General features: G+C 72.8%; 20 protein-coding genes. 5 read left to right on the top strand and 15 right to left on the bottom strand.

Features of this window, described 5'->3' with window-relative positions; translation table 11 throughout:
- Window positions 1–109: 109 nt before the first annotated feature.
- From DTB53_RS01105 to DTB53_RS01055, 11 genes are all read right to left on the bottom strand, one after another.
- Window positions 110–2218, bottom strand: a complete 2109-nt coding sequence (locus tag DTB53_RS01105; RefSeq protein ID WP_012378928.1) for a phosphocholine-specific phospholipase C — start codon at window positions 2216–2218, stop codon at window positions 110–112.
- A gap of 134 nt (window positions 2219–2352) precedes the next feature.
- Window positions 2353–3612: an arsenic transporter gene (locus DTB53_RS01100; protein ID WP_032774160.1), complete on the bottom strand. Its 1260-nt coding sequence runs from the start codon at window positions 3610–3612 to the stop codon at window positions 2353–2355.
- Between the two features lie 76 nt (window positions 3613–3688).
- Entirely contained in the window at window positions 3689–5197 is a 1509-nt protein-coding gene (gene gatB / locus DTB53_RS01095; protein ID WP_012378929.1) for an Asp-tRNA(Asn)/Glu-tRNA(Gln) amidotransferase subunit GatB, read from the bottom strand.
- Window positions 5198–5213: 16 nt separating this feature from the next.
- Window positions 5214–5447 carry a hypothetical protein gene (locus DTB53_RS01090; RefSeq protein WP_018492329.1) on the bottom strand — a complete coding sequence of 78 codons (234 nt, stop codon included), beginning with the start codon at window positions 5445–5447 and terminating at the stop codon, window positions 5214–5216.
- A 5-nt stretch (window positions 5448–5452) separates the two neighbouring features.
- Complete coding sequence (gatA, locus tag DTB53_RS01085) at window positions 5453–6955, bottom strand: Asp-tRNA(Asn)/Glu-tRNA(Gln) amidotransferase subunit GatA (protein WP_003966093.1); 1503 nt, start codon at window positions 6953–6955, stop codon at window positions 5453–5455.
- A gap of 5 nt (window positions 6956–6960) precedes the next feature.
- The gene (gene gatC / locus DTB53_RS01080) at window positions 6961–7257 is read right to left on the bottom strand and encodes an Asp-tRNA(Asn)/Glu-tRNA(Gln) amidotransferase subunit GatC (RefSeq protein ID WP_003966094.1); all 297 of its coding nucleotides are present in this window, start codon (window positions 7255–7257) and stop codon (window positions 6961–6963) included.
- 288 nt (window positions 7258–7545) lie between these two features.
- Window positions 7546–9774: a putative bifunctional diguanylate cyclase/phosphodiesterase gene (locus DTB53_RS01075; RefSeq protein WP_042496055.1), complete on the bottom strand. Its 2229-nt coding sequence runs from the start codon at window positions 9772–9774 to the stop codon at window positions 7546–7548.
- 349 nt (window positions 9775–10123) lie between these two features.
- The gene (ligA, locus tag DTB53_RS01070) at window positions 10124–12355 is read right to left on the bottom strand and encodes an NAD-dependent DNA ligase LigA (RefSeq protein WP_012378931.1); all 2232 of its coding nucleotides are present in this window, start codon (window positions 12353–12355) and stop codon (window positions 10124–10126) included.
- 32 nt (window positions 12356–12387) lie between these two features.
- Window positions 12388–13416 (bottom strand): methionine synthase, encoded by a 1029-nt coding sequence (locus tag DTB53_RS01065; protein ID WP_012378932.1) that lies wholly within the window; start codon window positions 13414–13416, stop codon window positions 12388–12390.
- Window positions 13417–13462: 46 nt separating this feature from the next.
- On the bottom strand, window positions 13463–14152 hold the full coding sequence (locus DTB53_RS01060) for an SDR family oxidoreductase (RefSeq protein WP_012378933.1): 690 nt from the start codon (window positions 14150–14152) through the stop codon (window positions 13463–13465).
- Between the two features lie 258 nt (window positions 14153–14410).
- Window positions 14411–14950, bottom strand: a complete 540-nt coding sequence (locus tag DTB53_RS01055) for an LOG family protein (RefSeq protein WP_012378934.1) — start codon at window positions 14948–14950, stop codon at window positions 14411–14413.
- A gap of 117 nt (window positions 14951–15067) precedes the next feature.
- Here DTB53_RS01055 and DTB53_RS01050 point away from each other — a divergent pair, with 117 nt between their 5' ends.
- A complete protein-coding gene (locus tag DTB53_RS01050) occupies window positions 15068–15403 on the top strand; it encodes a DUF427 domain-containing protein (protein ID WP_003966100.1) in 336 nt (111 codons plus the stop codon).
- A gap of 74 nt (window positions 15404–15477) precedes the next feature.
- On the top strand, window positions 15478–16281 hold the full coding sequence (locus tag DTB53_RS01045; protein ID WP_012378935.1) for an alpha/beta fold hydrolase: 804 nt from the start codon (window positions 15478–15480) through the stop codon (window positions 16279–16281).
- Window positions 16282–16499: 218 nt separating this feature from the next.
- On the opposite strand, the gene mnmA is transcribed toward DTB53_RS01045, so the two are convergent.
- Window positions 16500–17636 carry a tRNA 2-thiouridine(34) synthase MnmA gene (gene mnmA, locus DTB53_RS01040; RefSeq protein WP_003966102.1) on the bottom strand — a complete coding sequence of 379 codons (1137 nt, stop codon included), beginning with the start codon at window positions 17634–17636 and terminating at the stop codon, window positions 16500–16502.
- Window positions 17637–17697: 61 nt separating this feature from the next.
- On the opposite strand from mnmA, the gene DTB53_RS01035 reads away from it, so the two are divergent.
- Window positions 17698–18447, top strand: a complete 750-nt coding sequence (locus DTB53_RS01035) for an N-acetylmuramoyl-L-alanine amidase (protein ID WP_003966103.1) — start codon at window positions 17698–17700, stop codon at window positions 18445–18447.
- Window positions 18448–18486: 39 nt separating this feature from the next.
- Here the strand turns inward: DTB53_RS01035 and DTB53_RS01030 are convergent, their stop codons facing one another.
- The 3 genes from DTB53_RS01030 to DTB53_RS36745 form a co-directional block, all read right to left on the bottom strand.
- Window positions 18487–19656, bottom strand: a complete 1170-nt coding sequence (locus tag DTB53_RS01030; protein ID WP_003966104.1) for a cysteine desulfurase family protein — start codon at window positions 19654–19656, stop codon at window positions 18487–18489.
- A 185-nt stretch (window positions 19657–19841) separates the two neighbouring features.
- A complete protein-coding gene (locus tag DTB53_RS01025) occupies window positions 19842–20231 on the bottom strand; it encodes a hypothetical protein (protein WP_012378936.1) in 390 nt (129 codons plus the stop codon).
- 79 nt (window positions 20232–20310) lie between these two features.
- The gene (locus DTB53_RS36745; RefSeq protein WP_003966106.1) at window positions 20311–20466 is read right to left on the bottom strand and encodes a hypothetical protein; all 156 of its coding nucleotides are present in this window, start codon (window positions 20464–20466) and stop codon (window positions 20311–20313) included.
- 139 nt (window positions 20467–20605) lie between these two features.
- Between DTB53_RS36745 and DTB53_RS01020 the strand changes: the two genes are divergently transcribed.
- Together DTB53_RS01020 and DTB53_RS01015 are read left to right on the top strand one after the other, a co-directional pair.
- Window positions 20606–21232 (top strand): TetR family transcriptional regulator, encoded by a 627-nt coding sequence (locus DTB53_RS01020; protein ID WP_003966107.1) that lies wholly within the window; start codon window positions 20606–20608, stop codon window positions 21230–21232.
- 111 nt (window positions 21233–21343) lie between these two features.
- Complete coding sequence (locus DTB53_RS01015) at window positions 21344–22228, top strand: DUF2268 domain-containing putative Zn-dependent protease (protein ID WP_012378938.1); 885 nt, start codon at window positions 21344–21346, stop codon at window positions 22226–22228.
- Window positions 22229–22242 lie beyond the last annotated feature (14 nt).

Here is a 22242-nt window from a genome sequence, read left to right as displayed (position 1 = left end):
CCTTGAGACCGCCCACTCTGACAGCAGATCGTGATCCTTTGTCCGTTTCGTGGCCATGGTCACAGGGCCTGATCTGCCCCTTATACGGGACGGATCAGGCCCGGCGGCCTCAGCCCGAGACGCTCGCCCGGCCGTTCTCGATGTGCCCCATGAGGCGGCGCCGGAAGCCGTCCTCCCCGTCGGCCGTGACGGCGAGGTCGTACCAGCCGTGGGCGTCGGCGGCCGAGTGCACGAGCGTCCGGCTGCGGCCCGGCTTGACCGTGACGCGCCGGGTCCAGTCCCGCAGGTCGTCCTCGTCGACGTAGCCGAGCGGGCGCACCAGGAAGGTCAGGGTCCGGCGGCCGGTGTTGCGCAGGGTGAGGTGCACGTCGCGGTCGTGGTGGTCGATGCGGGAGGCGACCTCCGCTCCTCCGTCGGCCGGTCCGGCGAACTCGCGCCGGAAGCCGTTCGGCCCGGTGACCGTGAAGCGGTACGCCTCCCCCGCCACCGGGACCGTCCAGTGCGCCCGGCCCCGGACGTCCTTGTGCTGCGGGGCCGGGAACTCGCCCGCATACGGGTACAGCGCGAAGTGCGCCGAGGACCGGCCGCCGTTGTCCAGCTCCACCCGCAGTCCGCCCTCCGCCCGCCGCGCCTCGGCGTCCGGCCGGTAGGGCAGCGGGCGTGCCGGGCGCCGGCCGGGCTCCTGTTCGGGGAGGCGCTGGACGGCGGGCGGCTTCGGCTGCCAGCGGCCCTCGAACGGCGGGATCGCCCCGGGGGTCCGCACGGCGGGCTGCCGCCGGGCCCGGGTGAAGTCGAAGGCGGAGGTGAGGTCGCCGGTGACGCGGCGCCGCCAGTCGCCGATGTTGGGCTCCTTCACCCCGGTCCAGCGCTCCAGGAACCGGATCACGGAGGTGTGGTCGAAGACCTCGGAGCAGACGTACCCGCCGACGGTCCACGGCGAGACGACCAGCAGCGGCACCCGGATCCCGAGGCCGGTGGGCCGGCCCTCCCACTGCTCGTCGGTGACCTCGGGGGGTGCGACGGGCGGCGGGACGTGGTCGAAGAAGCCGTCGTTCTCGTCGTAGTTGATCAGCACGGCGGTGTGGCGCCAGACGTCGGGGTGCTTGCCGAGCGCGTCGAGGATCTTGTAGACGATGGTGGCGCTGTGCACCGGCGACGAGGTGCTCGGGTGCTCGGAGTCGATCGCCGAGGGCACCAGGTAGGAGACCTCCGGCAGCGTCCCGGCGGCCACGTCCTTGGCGAACTCGTCCGCCAGGGTCCCGGTCGGAACCCGGCGCAGCCCCCGCTCGAACAGGCTGCGTTCACGCCGGGTGAGGGTGGCGACGCCCTCCTCCAGCAGCCCGAGCAGCCGGGTGCGCTCGGCCTCCGACGCGCCCCGGACCTTGGCGTAGAAGGCCTCCATGTAGGTGGGGCCGCCGGTCTTGGCCAGGGCCTTGCGGGCGATCGCCTTGAAGGTGGCGTAGAACTCGATCTGGTTGTCGGTGAAGTTCTCCCACTCCGTGTACGTCCGCCAGCTGCGCCCGGCCTTCTCCAGTCGCTCGGCGTAGGTGGACCAGTCGTAGCCGGGGTGGGTGCCCTCGTTGTACGCGTCGTTGCCGACGGCCCGCTTCCCGTTCGCCTCGAAGCCGGTCTTCCCGCTCCAGAGGTGGTTGCGGTTGGGGCTGGTGGAGGTGTGGATCGAGGAGTGGTAGGCGTCGCAGACGGTGAAGGTGTCGGCCAGCTCGTAGTGGAGCGGGATGTCACGGCGGTCGTAGTACGCCATCGTGGCGGCGGTCTTCGCGCTGATCCAGCCGTTCATCCAGCCGCCGCCCCAGGCCTTCGCGCCGCCGTTCCAGGAGTGGTCGAGGGCGCCGATGTACTGGAGGTCCTTCTTCTGCTCCGCGGCCGCGCCGCGCACCGGGAAGGGCAGCACGGCGGAGCCGCCCGCCCCGGGCTGCTCGAACACGGTTCCGCCGGTGGGCAGTTCGATGGCGTTGCGGTCGCCGAAGCCGCGTACGCCGCGCAGGGTGCCGAAGTAGTGGTCGAAGGAGCGGTTCTCCTGCATCAGGATCACCACGTGCTTGATGGAGCCGAGGCCTCCCGCGCCGGACCCCGCGTGGGCGGGCTGCGCGGCGATGGCGGCCTGGAGCGACGGCGGCAGGAACGATCCGGCCGCAGCGGCGCCGAGTGCGCCGCCGCCCAGCGCGAAAAGCCGTCGCCGTGACATGTCCGTGGTCAAAAGAGCCTCCTGGTCCCGGGGGTTACAGCCGGGAAGCTAGCCAGCCCAGGTGGCTTCGGGAAGGACTGCGTACGGACCGGTGGTGAACGTCCAAGAGGTCGGGCGAGAAGTCCAACCGGCTGCTCAGGGGGTGTTCACACCCCGATGAGGTGCAGCGATGCCCAGAGGGCGAGGGTCGAGGCCAGCAGGGTGGCCGGTACGGTCGCGAGCCCCAGCCGGGTGAAGTGGCCGAGCTCCGGGGCCTGCCCGTGGGCGTGCAGGACGCGGCGCCACAGGAGCGTGGCCAGCGACCCGACGTAGGTGAGGTTCGGCCCGATGTTCACCCCGATCAGGGCGGCGAGCAGCGGTCCGGGCCCGGCCGTGGCGACGATCGGGAGCAGGGCGAGGATCGCGGGCAGGTTGTTGATCAGGTTGGCGAGCAGGGCGGCGACCACGGCGACGCCGAGCAGCGCGGGCAGGGTGTCGCCGTCGGGCAGCAGGGCCGCTATCCCGTCGCCGAGTCCGTTGTCGACCACCGCTTTGACGACGACGCCGAGCGCGAGCACGAACAGGCAGAACAGCGGGTTGGCCGAGCGGATGACGGCGACCGGTGTGGTCTCCCGTCCGGCCAGCGCCCGGGCCGCGAGCACGAGGGCCCCCGCCAGCGCCGCCCAGAGCGGCTCGGCGCCGGCGAACGAGGTCACGACGAACCCGGCCAGGGTCAGCGCCAGCACGACGAGCGTGAAGACGGGGACGGGCGTGCGCTCCGCGCCGGGATCCGGCGTGTGCGCCCCGGCGGCCAGGTCGGCCCTGAACGCGCGGCGGAACACGGCGTACTCGACGGCGATGGCGGCGAGCCACGGCAGCGCCATCAGCGCGGCGAACCGGGTGAAGGAGAGGCCGCTCGCGGTGAACGCCAGCAGGTTGGTGAGGTTGGAGACGGGGAGCAGGAGGGAGGCGGAGTTGGCCAGGTGCGCGCAGGCGTAGACGTACGGGCGGGGCCGCGCGCCGACCCGGGCCGCCGTGGCGAGGACGACCGGGGTGAGCAGGACGACGGTGGCGTCCAGGCTGAGGACGGCGGTGACGAGGGAGGCGATGACGAAGACGCCGCCGAGCAAGGGCCGGGTCTGCCCCCGGCAGGCGCGGGCGACCCAGTCCCCGGCGGCCCGGAACAGCCCCTCGTCGGCGCAGAGCCGGGCCAGCACCAGGATCGCGGCGAGGAACCCCACGACCGGCAGCAGTTCGCCGACCTGCTCGCGGGCCTCGGGCCAGGACACCGCCCCGACGGCCACCACGAGGACGGCGGCGGGCACGGCGACGGTCGCCTCCGGCAGGCCCCGGGGGCGCAGCACGGCGAAGGCGAGGACGCCCAGCAGCAGGGCGAAGGAGACGAGCTCGGCGGTGACGGTGTTCAGGGGGGTCTCTCAGGATGGGTGAAGGGGCGGCACGCCCGCGGTACGGGTGCGCCGCCCCTCCGGGACGATCAGGGGGTCAGCCCTCGACGCCGAGCTTCTCCAGGATCAGCTCGCGCACGCGCGCCGCGTCCGCCTGGCCTCGGGTGGCCTTCATGACCGCGCCGACGAGCGCGCCGGCCGCCGCGACCTTGCCGCCGCGGATCTTGTCCGCGATGGCCGCGTTGCCCGCGATGGCCTCGTCCACGGCCGTGGACAGCGCGCCCTCGTCGGAGACGACCTTCAGACCGCGCTTCTCGACGACGGTGTCCGGGTCGCCCTCGCCCGCGAGGACGCCCTCGATGACCTGGCGGGCCAGCTTGTCGTTGAGGTCGCCCCGGGCGACGAGCGCGGCCACCCGGGCGACCTGCGCCGGGGTGATCGGCAGCTCGTCCAGGCCGCGGCCGGTCTCGTTGGCGTTACGGGCCAGCTCGCCCATCCACCACTTGCGGGCCTGGTCCGCCGGAGCGCCCGCCTCGATCGTGGCGACGATCAGCTCGACCGCGCCCGCGTTGAGGATGGACTGCATGTCGTGCTCGGAGACGCCCCACTCCTCCTTGAGCCGCGCCCGGCGCAGCCGGGGCAGCTCGGGGAGGCCCTTGCGCAGCTCCTCGACCCAGTCGCGCGCGGGCGCGACGGGGACCAGGTCCGGCTCGGGGAAGTAGCGGTAGTCCTCGGCGTTGTCCTTGATGCGGCCGGCCGTGGTGGAGCCGTCCTCCTCGTGGAAGTGCCGGGTCTCCTGCACGATCGTGCCGCCCGAGGACAGCACGGCGGCGTGCCGCTGGATCTCGAAGCGCGCGGCCCGCTCGACCGAGCGCAGCGAGTTCACGTTCTTCGTCTCGGAGCGGGTACCGAAGATCTCGGTGCCGTTGGGGCGCAGCGACAGGTTGACGTCGCAGCGCATCTGGCCCATCTCCATGCGGGCCTCGGAGACCCCGAGGGCCTTGATCAGCTCGCGGAGCTCGGCGACGTACGCCTTGGCGACCTCGGGGGCACGGGCGCCGGCTCCCTCGATCGGCTTGGTGACGATCTCGATGAGCGGGATGCCGGCCCGGTTGTAGTCGAGCAGGGAGTGGGACGCGCCGTGGATACGGCCGGTGGCGCCGCCGACGTGCGTCGACTTGCCGGTGTCCTCCTCCATGTGGGCGCGCTCGATCTGCACCCGGAAGATCTCGCCGTCCTCCAGCTGGACGTCCAGATAGCCGTCGAAGGCGATCGGCTCGTCGTACTGGGAGGTCTGGAAGTTCTTCGGCATGTCCGGATAGAAGTAGTTCTTCCGGGCGAAGCGGCACCACTCGGCGATCTTGCAGTTGAGCGCGAGACCGATCTTGATGGCCGACTCCACGCCGATCTCGTTGACGACCGGCAGCGCGCCGGGCAGTCCGAGGCAGACCGGGCAGGTCTGGGAGTTGGCGTCTTGCTTCAGCTCCGTGGAGCAGCCGCAGAACATCTTGGTCTTGGTGCCGAGCTCGACATGGACTTCGAGGCCCATGACGGGGTCGTAGGACGCGAGCGCGTCCTCGTACGACACCAGGTCAGTGACAGTCACGGTGAAACTTTCCCTCTCAGCCCAGCAGAACGTCGTCGTCGCCGAGACGCTTCAGTTCGCGATAGAGGATCGCGAGTCCGGTGACGATGGCGGCCGCGGAGACCGCCGCGTCGACGAGCCGCAGCACGTCGTTGTCCTGGCGGGCGAGCTTCGCCTGCTTGGCGATGCTGATCGCGCCGAACGCGGTACTGCCGAGCGAGACGTACAGCCCGGTCTTGGACTTCTTGAAGTTACTGGCCTTCTTTGCCATGGCACTCACAGCGACGGAGCCTCCTCAAGCAGCGGGTGCCCCCACTTTTCCACGAAGGCGGCCTCGACGGCGGCTCCGACCTTGTAGAGCCGGTCGTCCTTCATGGCGGGGGCGATGATCTGCAGTCCGACCGGCAGACCGTCCTCCGGGGCCAGGCCGCAGGGCAGCGACATGGCGGAGTTGCCGGCCAGGTTGGTGGGGATGGTGCACAGGTCCGCGAGGTACATCGCCATCGGGTCGTCGGCGCGCTCGCCGATCGGGAAGGCGGTGGTCGGGGTCGTCGGCGAGACGATCACGTCGACCTGCTCGAAGGCCTTCTCGAAGTCCTGGGTGATGAGGGTGCGGACCTTCTGGGCGGAGCCGTAGTACGCGTCGTAGTAGCCGGAGCTGAGCGCGTACGTCCCCAGGATGATGCGGCGCTTGACCTCGTCGCCGAAGCCCGCCTCGCGGGTCAGCGCGGTGACCTCCTCGGCCGACTTCGTGCCGTCGTCGCCGACCCGCAGGCCGTAGCGCATGGCGTCGAAGCGGGCCAGGTTGGAGGAGCACTCGGACGGGGCGATCAGGTAGTACGCGGAGAGCGCCAGGTCGAAGGACGGGCAGTCCAGCTCGACGACGTCCGCACCCAGCGACTTCAGCAGCTCGACCGACTCGTCGAAGCGCTGGAGGACGCCCGCCTGGTAGCCCTCGCCGCGGAACTGCTTGACGACGCCGACGCGCATGCCCTGTACGGAGCCGTTGCGGGCGGCCTCGACGACCGGCGGGACCGGGGCGTCGATGGACGTCGAGTCCAGCGGGTCGTGCCCGGCGATGGCCTCGTGCAGCAGCGCCGCGTCCAGGACCGTGCGGGCGCAGGGCCCGCCCTGGTCGAGGGAGGACGAGAAGGCGACCATGCCGTAGCGGGAGACGCCGCCATAGGTGGGCTTGACGCCGACCGTACCGGTGACGGCGGCGGGCTGGCGGATCGAGCCGCCGGTGTCCGTGCCGATGGCGAGCGGGGCCTCGTAGGAGGCGAGGGCGGCGGAGGAGCCGCCGCCGGAGCCGCCGGGGATCCGGGTGAGGTCCCAGGGGTTGCCGGTGGGGCCGTAGGCGCTGTTCTCGGTGGAGGACCCCATGGCGAACTCGTCCATGTTGGTCTTGCCGAGGATGACGACGTCGGCGGCGCGCAGCTTCCGCGTGAGCGTCGCGTCGTACGGCGGCACCCAGCCCTCGAGGATCTTGGAACCGACGGTGGTCGGCATGTCCTTGGTGGTGAAGATGTCCTTCAGCGCGAGCGGGACGCCGGCCAGCGGGCCGAGCTTCTCGCCCGCCTCCCGCTTGGCGTCCACGGCACGGGCCTGGGCGAGCGCGCCCTCGCGGTCGATGTGCAGGAAGGCGTGGACCTTCTCGTCGACCGCGTCGATCCGGGCCAGGTGGGCCTCGGTGACCTCGACGGCGGTGAGCTCGCCGGAGGCGATCTTCCCGGCGATCTCGGCCGCGGTGAGCTTGATGATGGTGCTGATGTCCGTCATGGCGATCAGTCCTCCCCCAGGATCTGCGGCACCTTGAAACGCTGCTGCTCCTGGGCCGGGGCGCCGGAGAGCGCCTGCGCGGGGGTGAGCGACGGACGGACCTCGTCCGCGCGCATGACGTTGGTCAGCGGCAGCGGGTGGGAGGTCGGCGGTACGTCTTGGTCGGCGACCTCGGAGACGCGGGCGACCGCGCCGATGATGTCGTCGAGCTGACCGGCGAAGTGATCGAGCTCTTCGCCCTTCAGCTCCAGACGCGCCAGCCGGGCGAGGTGGGCGACCTCCTCGCGCGTGATGCCAGGCATGCAGCGATCCTCAGGGGTTGGTGTGTGGTTGTGGCCGGGGGTCGGTGGCACATTTCCCCGTCCGTCCGAGGGACGGGCAGCGCGGCGTCCGGTGCGTGCGATCGCAAGGCGCCGGAGCGCCCTCGTGGCGGAGCCACGTGGGCGTTTCGGCAACGCGGCGAGCGTGCGTGCCAGGCGTCGCGCGGCAGGTGGAGATGTGCCACCGACCCCCAATCCTATGGGGTCTCCCGGGGGCGGGTGCCCCGCCCCGATCGGGCTACGCCTCCACGGGCTCCGCCCCCGCGCTCCTCAGGGGGCTTCGGTCTCCGCCGGGCCGTTCGTCGCCCGGTTCACCGCGCCGTTCACCGCGCCGTTCACCGCGCCGTTGACCGCGCTGTTCACCGCGCCGTTCAGCGACCCGTTCATCGAGCCGGTCGCCGAGGCCGTCGCCGATCCCGCGGCGGCCGCCGCCTGGGCCTTCAGCTCGGCGGGCCTGCGCCAGCCGTGCTCGCCGCGCGCCCGCAGCCAGGCCGTCGTCTCCTGGGGCGGCATCGCGGCCGCCACCAGCCAGCCCTGCACCGCGTCGCACCTGAGGTCCCGCAACCGCTCCCACGTCTCGTCGTCCTCGACGCCCTCGGCGACGACGACCAGGCCGAGCGAGTGGGCCAGGTCGATGGTGCAGCGGACGATCTCCGCGTCCTCGTGGTCGACCGCCAGCCGGGCCACGAAGGACCGGTCGATCTTCAGCTCGCTGACCGGCAGTCTGCGCAGGTGGACCAGGGAGGAGTAGCCGGTGCCGAAGTCGTCGAGGGACATCTTCACGCCGTGCGCGGTGAGCCCGGCCAGGGTGTCGGCGGCACGCTGCGGGTCCTCCAGCAGCACATGCTCGGTGATCTCCAGTTGGAGCGCTCCCGCGGGCACACCGTGCCGGGCGAGGCGGGCCGCGACGCCCCCCGCGAAGCCGGGGGTGTGGACGTCGCGCGGGGAGACGTTGACCGCGACGGGCACGAACAGGCCCTGCGCCCGCCACCGGGCGACCTGGGCGAGCGCCGTCTCCAGGACGTACTCCGTGAGGTGCGGCATCAGACCGGAGGACTCGGCGATGGCGATGAACTCGTCCGGAGGGACCCGGCCGCGCTCCGGATGCACCCAGCGCACCAGCGCCTCAAGTCCGGCGACCTGCCCGTCGAAGCGGACCTTGGGCTGGTAGTGCAGCTCGACCTCGCCCGCGTCCAGCGCCCGGCGCAGATCGCCGAGGAGCCCGAGCCGGTCGGGGGTGTTGCTGTCCCGCTTGGACTCGTAGACCTCCACGCCCGTGCGGTCCCGCTTGGCCTGGTACATCGCGACGTCCGCGCGCCGCAGCAGCCCCTCGGCGTCCAGGGCGTGGTCGGGGTAGACGGCGACCCCGGCGCTGGCCTCCAGGACGAGGGTCAGCCCGTCGAGGTCGAGCGGCGAGGACAGTTCGGCGACCAGATGGCGGGCTACCTGCTGGGCACTGGTGGTGGAGTCGGTGTGCGGCAGCAGGACGGCGAACTCGTCGCCGCCGAGCCGGGCCGCCTCCGCGCCGCGCGGCAGGGCCAGCCGCAGGCGCTCCGCTATCTGGAGCAGCAGCCGGTCGCCGGCCAGGTGGCCGAGGGTGTCGTTGACCGCGCGGAAGCGGTCCAGATCGATGAGGACCAGCGCGGAGCGGGTCCCGATGGACTCCGCGTCCTCCAGCGCCGACCAGGTCCGCTCCAGCAGCCACTGTCGGTTCGGCAGCCCGGTCAGCGGGTCGCGCAGCTGCTCCTCGGCACGGGCGCGGGCGATCCAGAGCGTGGAGTCGAGAGCGATCAGCGGCACCGCGAACAGCGGCAGCAGGACGGGCATGGACATCGCGACGACGCAGATCAGCGGGGCGAGCCCGAGGAGCGCGACCGCGACGAGCCCCTGCCGCAGCATCGCGGTGCGGGCGATGGTGGGCAGCCCGCCGTTGTGCGGGGCCTGGGCGTACCACAGCAGGACCCGGGTGACGAGCAGATACGTCGACGCCGTCAGGAGCAGTTCCGGGACGGCCGCGATGCCCCAGTCGAGTGGTTGCCAGGGTTCCTCGACGGTGGGCACCTCGCCGAAGGCGGCCAGCACGAGGGCCGCCGCGCCGATGCCCAGCATGTCCACCCCGCCGTGCAGGAGCCCCTGCCACCAGCGGTGTCTGCGGGCGGTCCCGACGAGCACCACGACGGCGAGGCTGACCAGCACGGCCGGCAGCCAGCCGAACAGCAGCAGCACCGCGAGGGTGAGGGCCGCCCCGGAGCCCGTGCCGCCCCACCACCGGTCACGGCCGAGCGCCACCAGATGGCCGACGATGATCCCGGTGAGCACGGCGAGGGACCAGCCGACCGCACCGTCCGGGAAAAGCGCGTGCCCCTGTTGGACGGTCCGGTAGGACCCGACCGCGAGCAGCACCGCGGCGATCCCCACGACGACGGCGCCCACGGGGGGCGTGAGGCCGACGAAACCTTGCAGCCGCGACACCGGGGCGGCGCTCTCGGTCGGTTTCATTCCGTCCCTCTCACAGCCGGCGGTGCCGATGGCCCTCGGTGGCGCCCGCTCCCGCGGCACCACGACCCGGTCGGGCAGCCGTGCACGGCGGGCGCACCTTCCAACAGTAGGCCGCGAAAGGCTTCCAGGGGCAGCGCTCTACAGCTCTTGCCCGAATGCGAACCGACCACCCGTCACCATCTGCTATTGCCCCGAACGGGTGGCGCGGCAGGGCCATTCGGGGAACGCCGGCCCCTTCTTCACCCCTCTGCCCCGTTTCCTTCCCCGTACGTGCCGCGCCACGCCGTGGAAGCGTCTCGAAGGCGTCTCGATCCGGAGAACGGGGGGCGAACACGGGTCCGGCGGGCGGTTACTCCCCGCTGTTCTCCGGGTCGGCCGCGGGCGCGGCCTCGGGGACGGGCAGAGCCGCCTCCTTCGCACGTTCGGGTCCCTGTTCGAGCAGGATCGCGAATCCGTCCTCGTCGAGCACCGGCACCTTCAACTGCATCGCCTTGTCGTACTTGGAGCCCGGGTTGTCGCCCACGACCACGAACGCGGTCTTCTTCGACACCGATCCGGCGACCTTCGCGCCCAGCGCCTGGAGCGCCTCCTTCGCGCCGTCGCGGGTGTGGCCGGCGAGGGTGCCGGTGACGACGACGGTGAGCCCTTCGAGGGGGCGGGGGCCCTCGTCCTCGTCGGAGCCCTCGTCCGCCATCCGCACCCCGGCCTCGCGCCACTTGCGCACGATCTCGCGGTGCCAGTCCTCGGCGAACCACTGCTTGACGGAGGCGGCGATGGTGGGCCCGACGCCGTCGGCGGCGGCCAGCTCCTCCTCGGTCGCCTCGTCGATCCGTTCGATGGAACGGAACTGGCGGGCCAGCTCCTGGGCGGCGACCGGGCCCACGTGCCGGATGGAGAGCCCGGTGAGGACCCGGGCGAGCGGGGCGTCCTTGGCGGCGGCGATGCCCTCCAGCATGGCCACCGCGTTCTTCTTCGGTTCGCCCTGCTGGTTGGCGAAGACCGTCGCGATCTTCTCCTCGCCGGTCTTCGGGTCGCGCTTGGGCAGCCCGCTGTCCTGGTCCAGGACGTACGCCCGGATCGGCAGCAACTGCTCGACGGTGAGGGAGAACAGGTCGCTCTCGTCCTTGAGGACGGGCTCGGCGGGCTCCAGCGGCCGGGTGAGGGCCGCGGCGGCCACATAGCCGAAGTGGTCGATGTCGAGGCTCTTGCGCCCGGCGAGGTAGAAGACGCGTTCGCGCAACTGGGCGGGGCAGGTGCGGGCGTTGGGGCAGCGGAGGTCGATGTCGGCCTCCTTCATCGGACGCAGCTCCGTGCCGCACTCGGGGCAGTGGGTCGGCATCTCGAAGGCCTTCTCGGTGCCGTCGCGCAGGTCGACGACGGGACCGAGGATCTCGGGGATGACCTCGCCGGCCTTCCGGATGACCACGGTGTCGCCGATGAGGACGCCCTTGGCCTTGACCACGTTCTGGTTGTGCAGGGTGGCGAACTCGACCTCGGAACCGGCCACTTCGACCGGTTCGACCTGGGCGTACGGGGTGACGCGGCCGGTGCGGCCGACGCCGACGCGGATGTTGACCAGCTTGGTGTTGACCTCTTCGGGGGCGTACTTCCAGGCGATGGCCCAGCGCGGGGCCCGCGAGGTGGAGCCGAGGCGCCCCTGGAGCGGGATCTCGTCGAGCTTGACGACGACGCCGTCGATCTCGTGCTCCACGGAGTGCCGGTTCTCGCCGTAGTGGGCGATGAACTCCCGTACGCCGGCGAGGGAGTCGACGACCTTGTTGTGCCGGGCGGTGGGCAGGCCCCAGGTGTGGAGCAGGTCGTAGGCGGCGGAGAGGCGGTCGATGCTCAGGCCCTCGTGGGCCCCGATGCCGTGCACCACCATGTGCAGCGGGCGGGTGGCGGTGACCTTCGGGTCCTTCTGGCGCAGCGAACCGGCCGCCGCGTTGCGCGGGTTGGCGAAGGGCTTGTCGTCGGCGGCGACCAGCCGGGCGTTCAGCTCCTCGAAGTCCTCCATGGGGAAGAAGACCTCGCCGCGGATCTCGACGAGCGCGGGGATGTCCTCGCCCTTCAGCCGGTGCGGGATCTCGGCGATCGTCCGCACGTTGGGGGTGATGTCCTCGCCGGTGCGGCCGTCGCCGCGGGTCGCCGCCCGGGTCAGGCGGCCGTGCTCATAGGTGAGGTTGACGGCGAGGCCGTCGACTTTGAGCTCGCACAGGAAGTGGTGGTCGGGCGTGCCGACGTCCTTGGCGACCCGGTCCGCCCAGGCGGCCAGCTCCTCGTCGTCGAAGGCGTTGTCCAGCGAGAGCATGCGTTCGCGGTGCTCCACGGAGGTGAACTCCGTGCGGTAGGGCCCGGCGACCTTCTGGGTCGGGGAGTCCGGGGTGCGCAGCGACGGGTGCTCCTCCTCCAGTGCCTCCAGGGAGCGCAGCTGCCGGTCGAAGTCGGCGTCGCTGACGACCGGCTGGTCCTTCACGTAGTAGCGGAAGCGGTGCTCCTCGATCTGCTCGGCCAGCAGCGCGTGCTTCTCCCGCACGTCCGCCGGCACAGAGCTCTCCTGCTCCACCCGATCCTCGCCCGCCATCGTCCCGTCCTCCTGTGTACCCGTCGTCCCCGTCACTCCGGGTTGTCCGCGAGCGACCTCGCCGCCCGGGCGCTGTGGGCGAGCGCGGTGCGGGCGTACGCGGGCGACGCGCCCGCGAGCCCGCACGACGGGGTGATCGTGACGGACTCGGCGAGAGTCCCCGGATCCAGCCCCAGCCTGCTCCACAGCGTCCTGACCCCCATGACGCTACCGCCAGGGTCCGACAATCCCCCCGAAGCCGCGTCCGTGGAGGGCACGACGCCGAGGAAGAGGTGGGTGCCGCCCTCGACGGCCTCCCCGATCGCCTCCTCCTCACGCTCCGTGAGCAACGAGAAGTCGAGCGAGATGCCGTCGGCCCCGGCCCGGCGCAGCAGCGCGTACGGCACCTCGGGGGCGCAGGAGTGGACGAGCGTCGTGCCGTGCTCGCCCGCCGCGGCGAGGACGTCGCGCAGGGCGGCCTCGACGATCTGGCGGTCGACGGCCCGGTAGGTGCGGTAGCCGCTGGCGGAGCGGACCCGGCCCAGCAGGACGGTGGTCAGGGAGGGTTCGTCGAGCTGGAGGACGACCTTCGCCCCGGGCATCCGGCGGCGGACCTCCGCGAGGTGGGCGCGGAGCCCCTCGGCCAGGGACCCGGCCAGGTCCCGGCAGGCGCCGGGGTCGGCCAGCATGGCCTCGCCGCCGCGCAGCTCCAGTGCCGCGGCGAGCGTCCAGGGGCCGACGGCCTGGACCTTGAGCAGGCCCTCGTACCCCTGGGTGAACTCCTCCAGGGCGTCCAGGTCCTCCCCCAGCCAGGAGCGGGCGCGGCGGGTGTCGCGGCCGGGCCGGTCGCTGGTCCGCCAGCCGCTCGGCTGGAGGTGTCCGTACATCTCGACGAGCAGGCCGACGGTCCGGCCGATCATGTCGGCGCCCGGGCCGCGCGCGGGCAGCTCCGCCAGGTACGGCATGCCCTGGCCGTCGGCGAAGGAGCCGGTGACGGTCTTCGCCGCCTCCCTCGCGTCTCCTCCGGGCATCGACCCGATGCCGGTCGCCGGACATCCGCTGAACTCGTTCTTCTCGCTCACGCGGGAAGCCTACGGTCCGGCGCGGGTGCCCGGCGCCCCGGGACCGTCAGCGGCCGGGGCGGACGGTGAGGTCGTTGACCTCGGCGTCGCGCGGCAGGTCGATCGCCATCAGGATCGTGGTGGCCACCGACTCGGGGTCGATCCAGCGGGCCGCGTCGTACTCCTTGCCCTCCTGCTGGTGCACCTTGGCCTGCATGGGGCTGGCGGTGCGGCCCGGGTAGACGGAGGTGACGCGCACCCCGTTGCCGTGCTCCTCGTGGCGCAGGGAGTCGGCGAGCGCCTTGAGGCCGTGCTTGCTCGCGGCGTACGCGCTCCACCCGGCGTGGGCGGCGAGGCCCGCCCCGGAGTTCACGAACAGGACGTGGCCCTGGGAGACGCGGAGCTGCGGGAGGAGGAGCCGGGTGATCTCGGCGGGGGCGATCAGGTTGGCGTTGAGCTGGAAGTGCCAGGCCTTGGGGGTGAGCTCGCCGACCTCGCCGAGTTCGACGACTCCCGCGATGTGCAGGAGGGTGTCGATCCGCTCGGGCAGGGACTGCTGGCCGAACGCCCAGGACAGCCGGTCGGGGTTGCCGAGGTCGCCGACGAGCGTGCCCGCGCCCGGGTGGCGGTCGGCGAACTCCTTGGCCCGGCCGGCGTCGCGGGCGAGCAGGACGACGTCGTCGCCGCGCTCCTGGAGACGGCGGGCGACAGCGGCGCCGATGCCGGACCCGGCGCCGGTGATGAGGTGGGTAGCCATGGGCCGATCCTAGGTCCTGTCGTCAGGCTGCCGTCGTCGCCCGAAGGGCGGCCCCGCGGGGTCGGGTGCGCGCGACCGCACGGCCGGAGGAGCGCGCCGACACCGGATGAACCGGGGTGACCCCGACGACGCGGCGAGCGTGCGTGCCCGGCGTCGCCGAGCAGGCGGGACGTTCGAAACAGGCCCCGGATCCGGGACGCTCGCCGGAGTCCGGCGGTCTCCTCCGGGGGCGAGCGCCGCTTCTGGACCCGGGACCGCTCACTGAAGTCCCGCGGCCTCCTCCAGGTAGGCGAGCGCGCCGACGCCGTCCTTGGCGAAGAAGACCAGTTCGGTCAGGGGGACGGGCAGGAAGCCCTCGTCCTCCATGCGCTGGAACTGCTGGCGCAGGCCGTCGTAGAAACCGGCCGTGTTGAGCAGGACGACCGGCTTGACGTGCTTGCCGTGCTTCTTCAGCTCCAGGATCTCGGTGGCCTCGTCGAGCGTCCCGGTCCCGCCGACCATGATCACGACGGCGTCGGCCTTCTCCAGGAGGAGCGCCTTGCGCTCGGCGAGGTCGCGGGCGATGACCATCTCGTCGGCGTTCGGGCGGGCGCTCGCGGCGAGGAACTCGACCGACACCCCGACGAGCCGGCCCCCGGCCGCCTGCACACCGTCCGCGACGACCTTCATCAGCCCCTTGTCCGATCCGCCCCAGACGAGGGTGTGCCCGCCCCGGCCGAGCAGCTCGGCGAACTCGCGGGCGGGCACGGTGTAGCGGTCGTCGAGGTCGGCGGCGGAGAGGAAGACGCAGATGTTCATGGGCCAACCGTACGACCCGCCTCGGACACTCCCCCGATCACTCCCTCGTTCCGGTCGGAGTTCCGGCCGGAGCGGTGGGGCGGGAAGATTTCGGGCGGGTACGCCGCTGCACCAGGCATGACTGCCACGCGAGGACACCGCATCACCGTCGAGCCGGGCACCGAGCACGTCCGGGTGGTGCACGACGGACAGCTTCTGGCCGAGAGCCGCCGTCCGCTCGTGCTCCGCGAGACCGGCTGTCCGGTCCGCTACTACCTGCCGCCCGAGGACGTCCGCACCGACCTGCTCGCCCCCTCGGACACCTCCACCCACTGCCCGTTCAAGGGGGACGCCTCCTACTGGTCCCGCCCCGGGGCCGCCGATCTCGTCTGGGCCTACCCGGATCCGAAGCCCGAAGTCGCCGCGATCAAGGACCACTTCTGCTTCTACGCGGCGGAGACGGTGGCCGGCTGACCGCACGACGGCCGCCGGCGAAGTTTTTCCGGGGGGAGCGATGAGTTTCCGGGGCCGCCCCGGTCTCCTCTCCCATGGACAGGATTCTCTCCGCCGACGGCACGCCGATCGCCTATCGACGCCAGGGCGACGGCCCGCCGCTGGTGCTGGTCGGCGGGGCGCTGAGCGCCTCGGCGGCCGACGCGCCGCTCGCCGCCCTGCTCGCGCCGCGCTTCACGGTGCTCACCTACGACCGCCGGGGCCGGGGCGCGAGCGGTGAGGCGGGGCGCTGGTCCGCGGCGCGGGAGGTCGAGGACCTGACCGCCGTCGTCGGGGCCGCCGGGGCCGGCGCGTCGGTCTTCGGGATGGCGGCGGGCGGGGCGCTGGCCCTAGAGGCGGTCGCCGCCGGGCTGCCGGTGGAGCTGCTCGCCGTGTACGAGCCGCCCTACACGCCGGGCGCGTCGGGGCTGCTGTTCAAGGCCCGGTGCACGGCCCGGCTGCACCGGCTGCTGGCGGCCGGTGACCGGGGCGGGGCGGTGGACCTGTTCCTGTCGATGACGGGCGTCGCGGAGGAGACGGCCGCCCGGATGCGGCGCACCGCGCTGTGGGCGGAGCTGGAGGCGATGGCGCACACGCTGGCGTACGACGACGCCCTGCTGGGCGACGGGGCGGTCCCGGTCGAGAGGTTCGCGGCCGTGGCGGCCCGGACCCTGGTGATCTGCGGCGGCTTCAGCAGCCCTCCGGCGCGCGCGGCGACCCGGACCCTGGCCGAGGCGCTGCCGCGCGGCCGGCACCGCACGCTGACGGGCCAGATGCGTGAGGTGGCGCCCCAGGTGATCGCGCCGGTGCTGGCGGAGTTCTTCGCGAAGGACGCGTACGTGTACCGGCAGGCGTCGTAGGTCCTGTTCTTCGCGAGGGACGCGTGCGGGTACCCGCAGGCGTCGTAGGTCCCTGTTCTTCGCGAGGGACGCGTGCGCGCGTCGGCAGGCTTCGTGACTCCTCTTGTCCCGACGCGTACCGGCGGGAGGCCGTGAGTCCTTTCGCCCGCCGGCCGCCATGAGCCCTTCGCCCGCCGTGGGCGGGTCCGCGCTGCGCGTGGCGGAGGGAGGCCCCGGGCTCAGCCGCCCGTCGCCACCCGCTCGCGCCGGACGGTCGTGGCGATGGTGGCCGAGCCGACCACGCGTGTCCCGTCGTACAGGACGACCGCCTGACCGGGGGCGACGCCCCGGACCGGCTCGGTGAAGGTGACGTTCAGCTCGGTGCCGTCGACCAGTTCGGCGGTGACCTCGCTCTCGCCGCCGTGGGCGCGGAGCTGGGCGGTGTACGTACCCGGGCCGGACGGGGGCGTTCCGCACCAGCGGGGCTTGATGGCGGTCAGGGCGGTGACGTCCAGGGCCTCGACGGGGCCGACGGTGACCGTGTTGTTCACCGGGGAGATGTCGAGGACGTAGCGCGGCTTGCCGTCGGGGGCCGGGTGGCCGATCTTCAGGCCCTTGCGCTGGCCGATGGTGAAGCCGAACGCGCCCTCGTGGGTGCCCAGCTTCGTACCGGACTCGTCGAGGATGTCGCCCTCGGCCGGGCCGCCGAGGCGGTTCGCCAGGAAGCCCTGGGTGTCTCCGTCGGCGATGAAGCAGATGTCGTGGCTGTCGGGCTTCTTGGCGACGGCCAGGCCCCGGCGCTCGGCCTCGGCGCGGATCTCGTCCTTGGTGGTGAGGGTGTCGCCGAGCGGGAACATGGCGTGGGCGAGCTGCTTCTCGTCCAGGACGCCGAGCACATAGCTCTGGTCCTTGGCCATGTCGGAGGCGCGGTGCAGCTCGCGGCTGCCGTCCTCGGCGAGGACGACGGTGGCGTAGTGGCCGGTGCAGACGGCGTCGAAGCCGAGGGCGAGGGCCTTGTCGAGCAGCGCGGCGAACTTGATCTTCTCGTTGCAGCGCAGGCAGGGGTTGGGGGTGCGCCCGGCCTCGTACTCCGCGACGAAGTCCTCGACCACGTCCTCGCGGAAGCGTTCCGCCAGGTCCCAGACGTAGAACGGGATACCGATGACGTCGGCCGCGCGGCGGGCGTCCCGGGAGTCCTCGATGGTGCAACACCCGCGCGCCCCGGTCCGGAAGGACTGGGGGTTCGCGGACAGGGCGAGGTGGACACCGGTCACGTCGTGGCCCGCCTCGGCGGCGCGGGCCGCGGCGACGGCGGAGTCCACGCCGCCCGACATCGCGGCGAGGACACGCAGGGGGCGCTGGGAAGTCTGAGTCATAGCTCCTCCAGGGTACGGGTCGCCGGGAACCGAACGCTCGCGGATATGCGTTGACGATCACATGGGGAACAACGGGAGCACCCGGGGTGCGCGAAAGCCTTCGGGAAAGTCTTCGGGCTCGTCTTCGCGGAAGAAGCCCGCGGACGGCGTCAGCCGGCGCGCACTGCTGATCGGCGGGGGGACGGTGGCGGCCGCCGGGACCGCCGCCGTGCTCGCGCGCGACGAGCTCAAGCGCCTGTGGTGGCAGGTGCCCGGGGTCGAGAAGCCCCGGAAGCCGGGCGAGCTGGACTACCCGGGCGCGACCTGGGTGGCCGCCTCGGAGGCGAACTGGCGGCGGGCGGACCGGCCGGACGACTTCCCCGTCGACCGGGTGATCATCCATGTCACCCAGGGCAGTTTCGCCAGTGCGGTGAAGGTGTTCCAGGACCCGGCCCACCAGGCCGCGACGCACTACATCGTGGGGCAGGACGGGCGGGTGGTCCAGATGATCCGCGAGCTGGACGTGGCGTACCAGGCGGGCAACCGCGCGTACAACGAGCGGGCCGTCGGCATCGAGCACGAGGGGTTCGTGGACCGGCCGAAGGACCTCACGAAGGCGATGTACGCGTCCTCGGCGCGGCTCACGGCGTCGATCTGCGCGCGGCACGGCATACCCGTCGACCGGGAGCACATCATCGGGCACGTGGAGGTGCCCGGCACGGACCACACGGACCCGGGTCCGCACTGGGACTGGGACCGGTACATGGAGTTGGTGCGGCGGGCCGCGACGGCGCCGCCCGGCCCCTCCCCCACGCCGTCGGCGAAGGCGTAGCGGCGGCTTCCCCGGCGGTCTCCCGCCCTCGGCCGGGCCTCAGCTGAGCCCGGCCGTCCTCGCCCGCTCCACCGCCGGTCCGATCGCCTCGGCGAGGGCCTTCACGTCGTCCTCGGTCGAGGTGTGGCCGAGCGAGAAGCGCAGGGTGCCGCGGGCCAGTTCCGGATCGGTGCCGGTGGCGAGCAGGACGTGGCTGGGCTGGGCGATCCCGGCGGTGCAGGCGGAGCCGGTGGAGCATTCGATGCCCTGGGCGTCCAGGAGCAGGAGGAGGGAGTCGCCCTCGCAGCCCGGGAAGCTGAAGTGGGCGTTGGCGGGCAGCCGGCCGGCCGGGTCCGGGTCGCCGCCGAGCACGGCGTCCGGCACGGCCAGGCGTACGGCGGTCACCAGTTCGTCGCGCAGGGAGCCGACGCGCCGGGCGAACTCCTCGCGCCGCTCGGCCGCGAGCCGTCCGGCGACCGCGAAGGAGGCGACGGCGGGGACGTCCAGGGTGCCGGAGCGCACGTGCCGCTCCTGGCCGCCGCCGTGCAGGACGGGTACGGGGGTGTGATCGCGGCCCAGCAGCAGTGCGCCGATGCCGAACGGGCCGCCGATCTTGTGCCCGCTGACCGTCATCGCGGCCAGTCCGGAGCGGGCGAAGTCGACCTCCAGCTGACCGAAGGCCTGGACCGCGTCGGCGTGCATGGGGATGGAGAACTCGGCCGCGACCGAGGCCAGTTCGCGGACCGGCATGATGGTGCCGATCTCGTTGTTGGCCCACATGACCGTGATCATCGCGACGTCGTCGGGGTCGCGGAGGATCGCCTCGCGCAGGTCTTCGGGGTGGACCCGGCCGTGGCGGTCGACCGGGAGGTAGTCGACGGTCGCGCCCTCGTGCTCGGCGAGCCAGTCGACGGCGTCCAGGACCGCGTGGTGTTCGACGGGGCCGGCGAGGACCCGGGTGCGGCGGGGGTCGGCGTCGCGCCGGGACCAGTAGAGGCCCTTCACGGCGAGGTTGTCGGCCTCGGTGCCTCCGGAGGTGAGGACCACCTCGCTGGGACGTGCGCCGAGGGCGTCGGCGAGGGCTTCTCTGGACTCCTCGACGGTACGGCGGGCCCGGCGTCCGGCGGCGTGCAGTGAGGACGCGTTGCCGGTGACGGAGAGCTGGGCGGTCATCGCCTCGATCGCTTCGGGAAGCATCGGGGTGGTCGCGGCGTGGTCGAGGTAAGCCATGGTGGGGCCGATTCTACGAGCCCGCGGTGGGGCGCATGCCGGGCGCGTCACGGCCCGGCCCCCGCGCACGCCCGCGGGCGGCGGGCGGCAGGTGCGGGCGGACCGGTCCCGAGGCCCGCCGGAAGCCCCGCCCGGAGCCCGATCCGGTACGGGGAAACGCTCGCGGGACCGCGTCGGCGGGCGCGTCAGCCGCCGAGATTCCAGGAGACCGTGCCGTTGGCGGCGACCAGGGCCGCGAGCACGGCGAGGTCGGCGACGCCCAGGGCGAGACCCAGCCGGGCGCGTCCCGGGCGGCCGGTGCGGCGGGCCAGGGCCAGCAGCGCCATCACGATCGCGGCGGGCCCGAGCAGGATGTTGAAGACCAGCAGCCCGAGAAGGCCGAGGACGAACGAGGCGACGGCCAGACCGTCCGCCTCCCGGCCCGCGGCCCGGGGAGCGGGCGCGCCCGCATCCTCGGCGGGGACGGAGGCGACGGCGGCCTCGGCGCCGGTGGCGGCCCCGCCGCCCACTCGGCTGCCCGCATCGGCATCGGAGTCCGTGGCGGTCACGCGGCGGGGGAAGTCGGTGAGGGTCATGGTGCGAGCTCCTTCGGATCGGTCCGGGACACGGCAGGCTCGGCGGGTGCGGGTGTGGGGTGCGGGTGCGGCGGCCCGGTCAGCGGGTGCGGCGCGCCGCGCGCTCGCGCACGGCGAAGATCAGCAGCCAGCAGCCGATCACGGTCGCGGCGGCCAGGGAGAGGGGCAACGGGATGTGGGCGACCGTCCCGAGGACGATGCCCAGCAGAAGCAGCGCGGCGACGAGGACGAGCACGGTGGAACCTCTCTGTGCGACGACGCATACCGTTCGGCGGTCACGGGGAAAGCCGTTCGGAGTACGAGTGTTCACTGACCGCCAAGTCTAAACCCCGGTCCTCTTCCTCACTCCGGAGAACGGTTGTTTACTGAATGGCATGAGTCACACGCCCACCGGAGTCCGCCGGACCCAGAAGCTCAGGACGCGCCAGTCCCTCCTGGACGCGGCGCTCGTCCTGCTGGAGCACCAGAGCCTGAGCAGCCTGGGCCTGCGGGAGGTCACCCGGGCCGCCGGGGTGACCCCGACCGCCTTCTACCGGCACTTCGAGGACACCGCGGCGCTCGGCGTCGCCCTGGTCGAGGAGACCCTGGGCAGTCTGCACGGGCTGATCGCCGCGGTGCTCGCGGAGACGGGCGACAGCGAGGAACGCCTCGACCGCAGCGTGCGGGTGATAGCGAGTCATGTCGGCGCACAGCCGGCGCACTTCCGGTTCATCGCGCGGGAACAGCACGGCGGAGTGGGACCGGTGCGCGTGGCCATCGCCGCGCAACTGCGGCGGTTCGCCGAGGAGGTGGCGCTCGCGCTGCGCGAGGAGCCGGCGTCGGCCGGGTGGAGCACGGAGGACCTGTTGATGCTGGGCGGCCTCTATGTGGACCACATGGTGATCACCGCGTCGGCCCTGCTGGAGGCGGGCCCGGCGGGCGAGCGGGAGGTCGTCCGGGTGGCCCGGCGTCGGCTGCGGCTGGTCTCGATCGGCCGCGAGCACTGGCTGGACGAGGGGTGACCGCGGGGGAAGCCGACCGTCCTCGGCTGCCCCTGACCGCCCCCGGCCACCCCTGACCGTCCTTGACCGCCCTTGACCCTCCCGTAACAGGAGGCCCTACGGTCCCCCGGTATGAAGATCGTCGTCCATGACACCGCCTCCGCCCACCTCGACCTCCTGCGCCGCCCCGTCGCCCGACGGCCCGACGCCCTGCGCGAGATGCTCGCCCCGCTGCAGGAGGTGATGGGCGCGGTGGGGGTCGGGGACCTCGTCGAGCAGCACCGTGCGGGCAGCGGGTTCCCGCTCGACCGGGACGACCCGCGCCTTCCGGCGGCCCTGGAACGGATGCGGGAGGCCCGGGTGTGGCAGCGGATCGAGGAGTCCCTCGCCGCCGCGCGGGAACGCCTGGGCGCGGCGGCGCCCGGTGCGCGGACCGCCGGGACCGTGCACGTGGTTCTGGTGCTCGGCGACCCGGACGACCCGATGATCCACCTCAACCAGGGCTACTTCGGCCTCGGCGGCATCCCGGGCGCGATCCTGCTGATGATGTGGCCCACCGCGACCGGGCTCGCCAAGATCGAGCACGCCGCCGCCCACGAGCTGCACCACAACGTCCGCTACGCCAACGTGGACTGGGACCCGGCGGCGGTCACGGTGGGCGAGCAGGTCGTGGCCGAAGGGCTGGCCGAGGCCTTCGTGCGGGAGCTGGCGGGCGAGGACGCCATGGGCCCCTGGGCGACCTCGTTGTCCGGCGCGGAGCTGGACGACGCCTGCGCGAAGGTGGCGGCCGGGATCGACGTCGCGGGCATGGGGAACCTGTCCCCGTACGTCTTCGGCAACCGCACCGCACTCCACCTGGGCCAGGAGCCGGTCGGGCTGCCGGACTTCGCCGGGTACGCGGCCGGCCTGCGTTTCGCCGACGCCCACCTCGCGGCCTCCGGGCTGACCGCGGCCGCGAGCGTCGCCCTGCCCGCCCGGGAGGTCCTCGCGAACGCCGGTGTGCCGACCGGCGCGTGACCGGTTGCGCGAGA

This window comes from Streptomyces griseus (genome assembly GCF_900460065.1).
GTDB lineage: Bacteria > Actinomycetota > Actinomycetes > Streptomycetales > Streptomycetaceae > Streptomyces > Streptomyces griseus.
The sequence above is the reverse complement of the archived record's forward strand: the minus strand, read 5'-3'. Positions and strand labels throughout refer to the sequence as shown.

What these genes read in the sequence shown, in the direction of transcription:
- DTB53_RS01015 (WP_012378938.1), top strand. Translation starts at nt 21,344, where the DNA reads ATGAAGATCGTCGTCCATGACACCGCCTCCGCCCACCTCGACCTCCTG.
- DTB53_RS01090 (WP_018492329.1), bottom strand. Translation starts at nt 5,447, where the DNA reads ATGGCAAAGAAGGCCAGTAACTTCAAGAAGTCCAAGACCGGGCTGTAC.
- DTB53_RS01050 (WP_003966100.1), top strand. Translation starts at nt 15,068, where the DNA reads ATGACTGCCACGCGAGGACACCGCATCACCGTCGAGCCGGGCACCGAG.
- DTB53_RS01055 (WP_012378934.1), bottom strand. Translation starts at nt 14,950, where the DNA reads ATGAACATCTGCGTCTTCCTCTCCGCCGCCGACCTCGACGACCGCTAC.
- DTB53_RS01030 (WP_003966104.1), bottom strand. Translation starts at nt 19,656, where the DNA reads ATGGCTTACCTCGACCACGCCGCGACCACCCCGATGCTTCCCGAAGCG.
- DTB53_RS01045 (WP_012378935.1), top strand. Translation starts at nt 15,478, where the DNA reads ATGGACAGGATTCTCTCCGCCGACGGCACGCCGATCGCCTATCGACGC.
- gatA (WP_003966093.1), bottom strand. Translation starts at nt 6,955, where the DNA reads ATGACGGACATCAGCACCATCATCAAGCTCACCGCGGCCGAGATCGCC.
- ligA (WP_012378931.1), bottom strand. Translation starts at nt 12,355, where the DNA reads ATGGCGGGCGAGGATCGGGTGGAGCAGGAGAGCTCTGTGCCGGCGGAC.
- DTB53_RS01020 (WP_003966107.1), top strand. Translation starts at nt 20,606, where the DNA reads ATGAGTCACACGCCCACCGGAGTCCGCCGGACCCAGAAGCTCAGGACG.
- DTB53_RS01060 (WP_012378933.1), bottom strand. Translation starts at nt 14,152, where the DNA reads ATGGCTACCCACCTCATCACCGGCGCCGGGTCCGGCATCGGCGCCGCT.
- mnmA (WP_003966102.1), bottom strand. Translation starts at nt 17,636, where the DNA reads ATGACTCAGACTTCCCAGCGCCCCCTGCGTGTCCTCGCCGCGATGTCG.
- DTB53_RS01025 (WP_012378936.1), bottom strand. Translation starts at nt 20,231, where the DNA reads ATGACCCTCACCGACTTCCCCCGCCGCGTGACCGCCACGGACTCCGAT.
- DTB53_RS01075 (WP_042496055.1), bottom strand. Translation starts at nt 9,774, where the DNA reads ATGAAACCGACCGAGAGCGCCGCCCCGGTGTCGCGGCTGCAAGGTTTC.
- gatC (WP_003966094.1), bottom strand. Translation starts at nt 7,257, where the DNA reads ATGCCTGGCATCACGCGCGAGGAGGTCGCCCACCTCGCCCGGCTGGCG.
- DTB53_RS01035 (WP_003966103.1), top strand. Translation starts at nt 17,698, where the DNA reads ATGGGGAACAACGGGAGCACCCGGGGTGCGCGAAAGCCTTCGGGAAAG.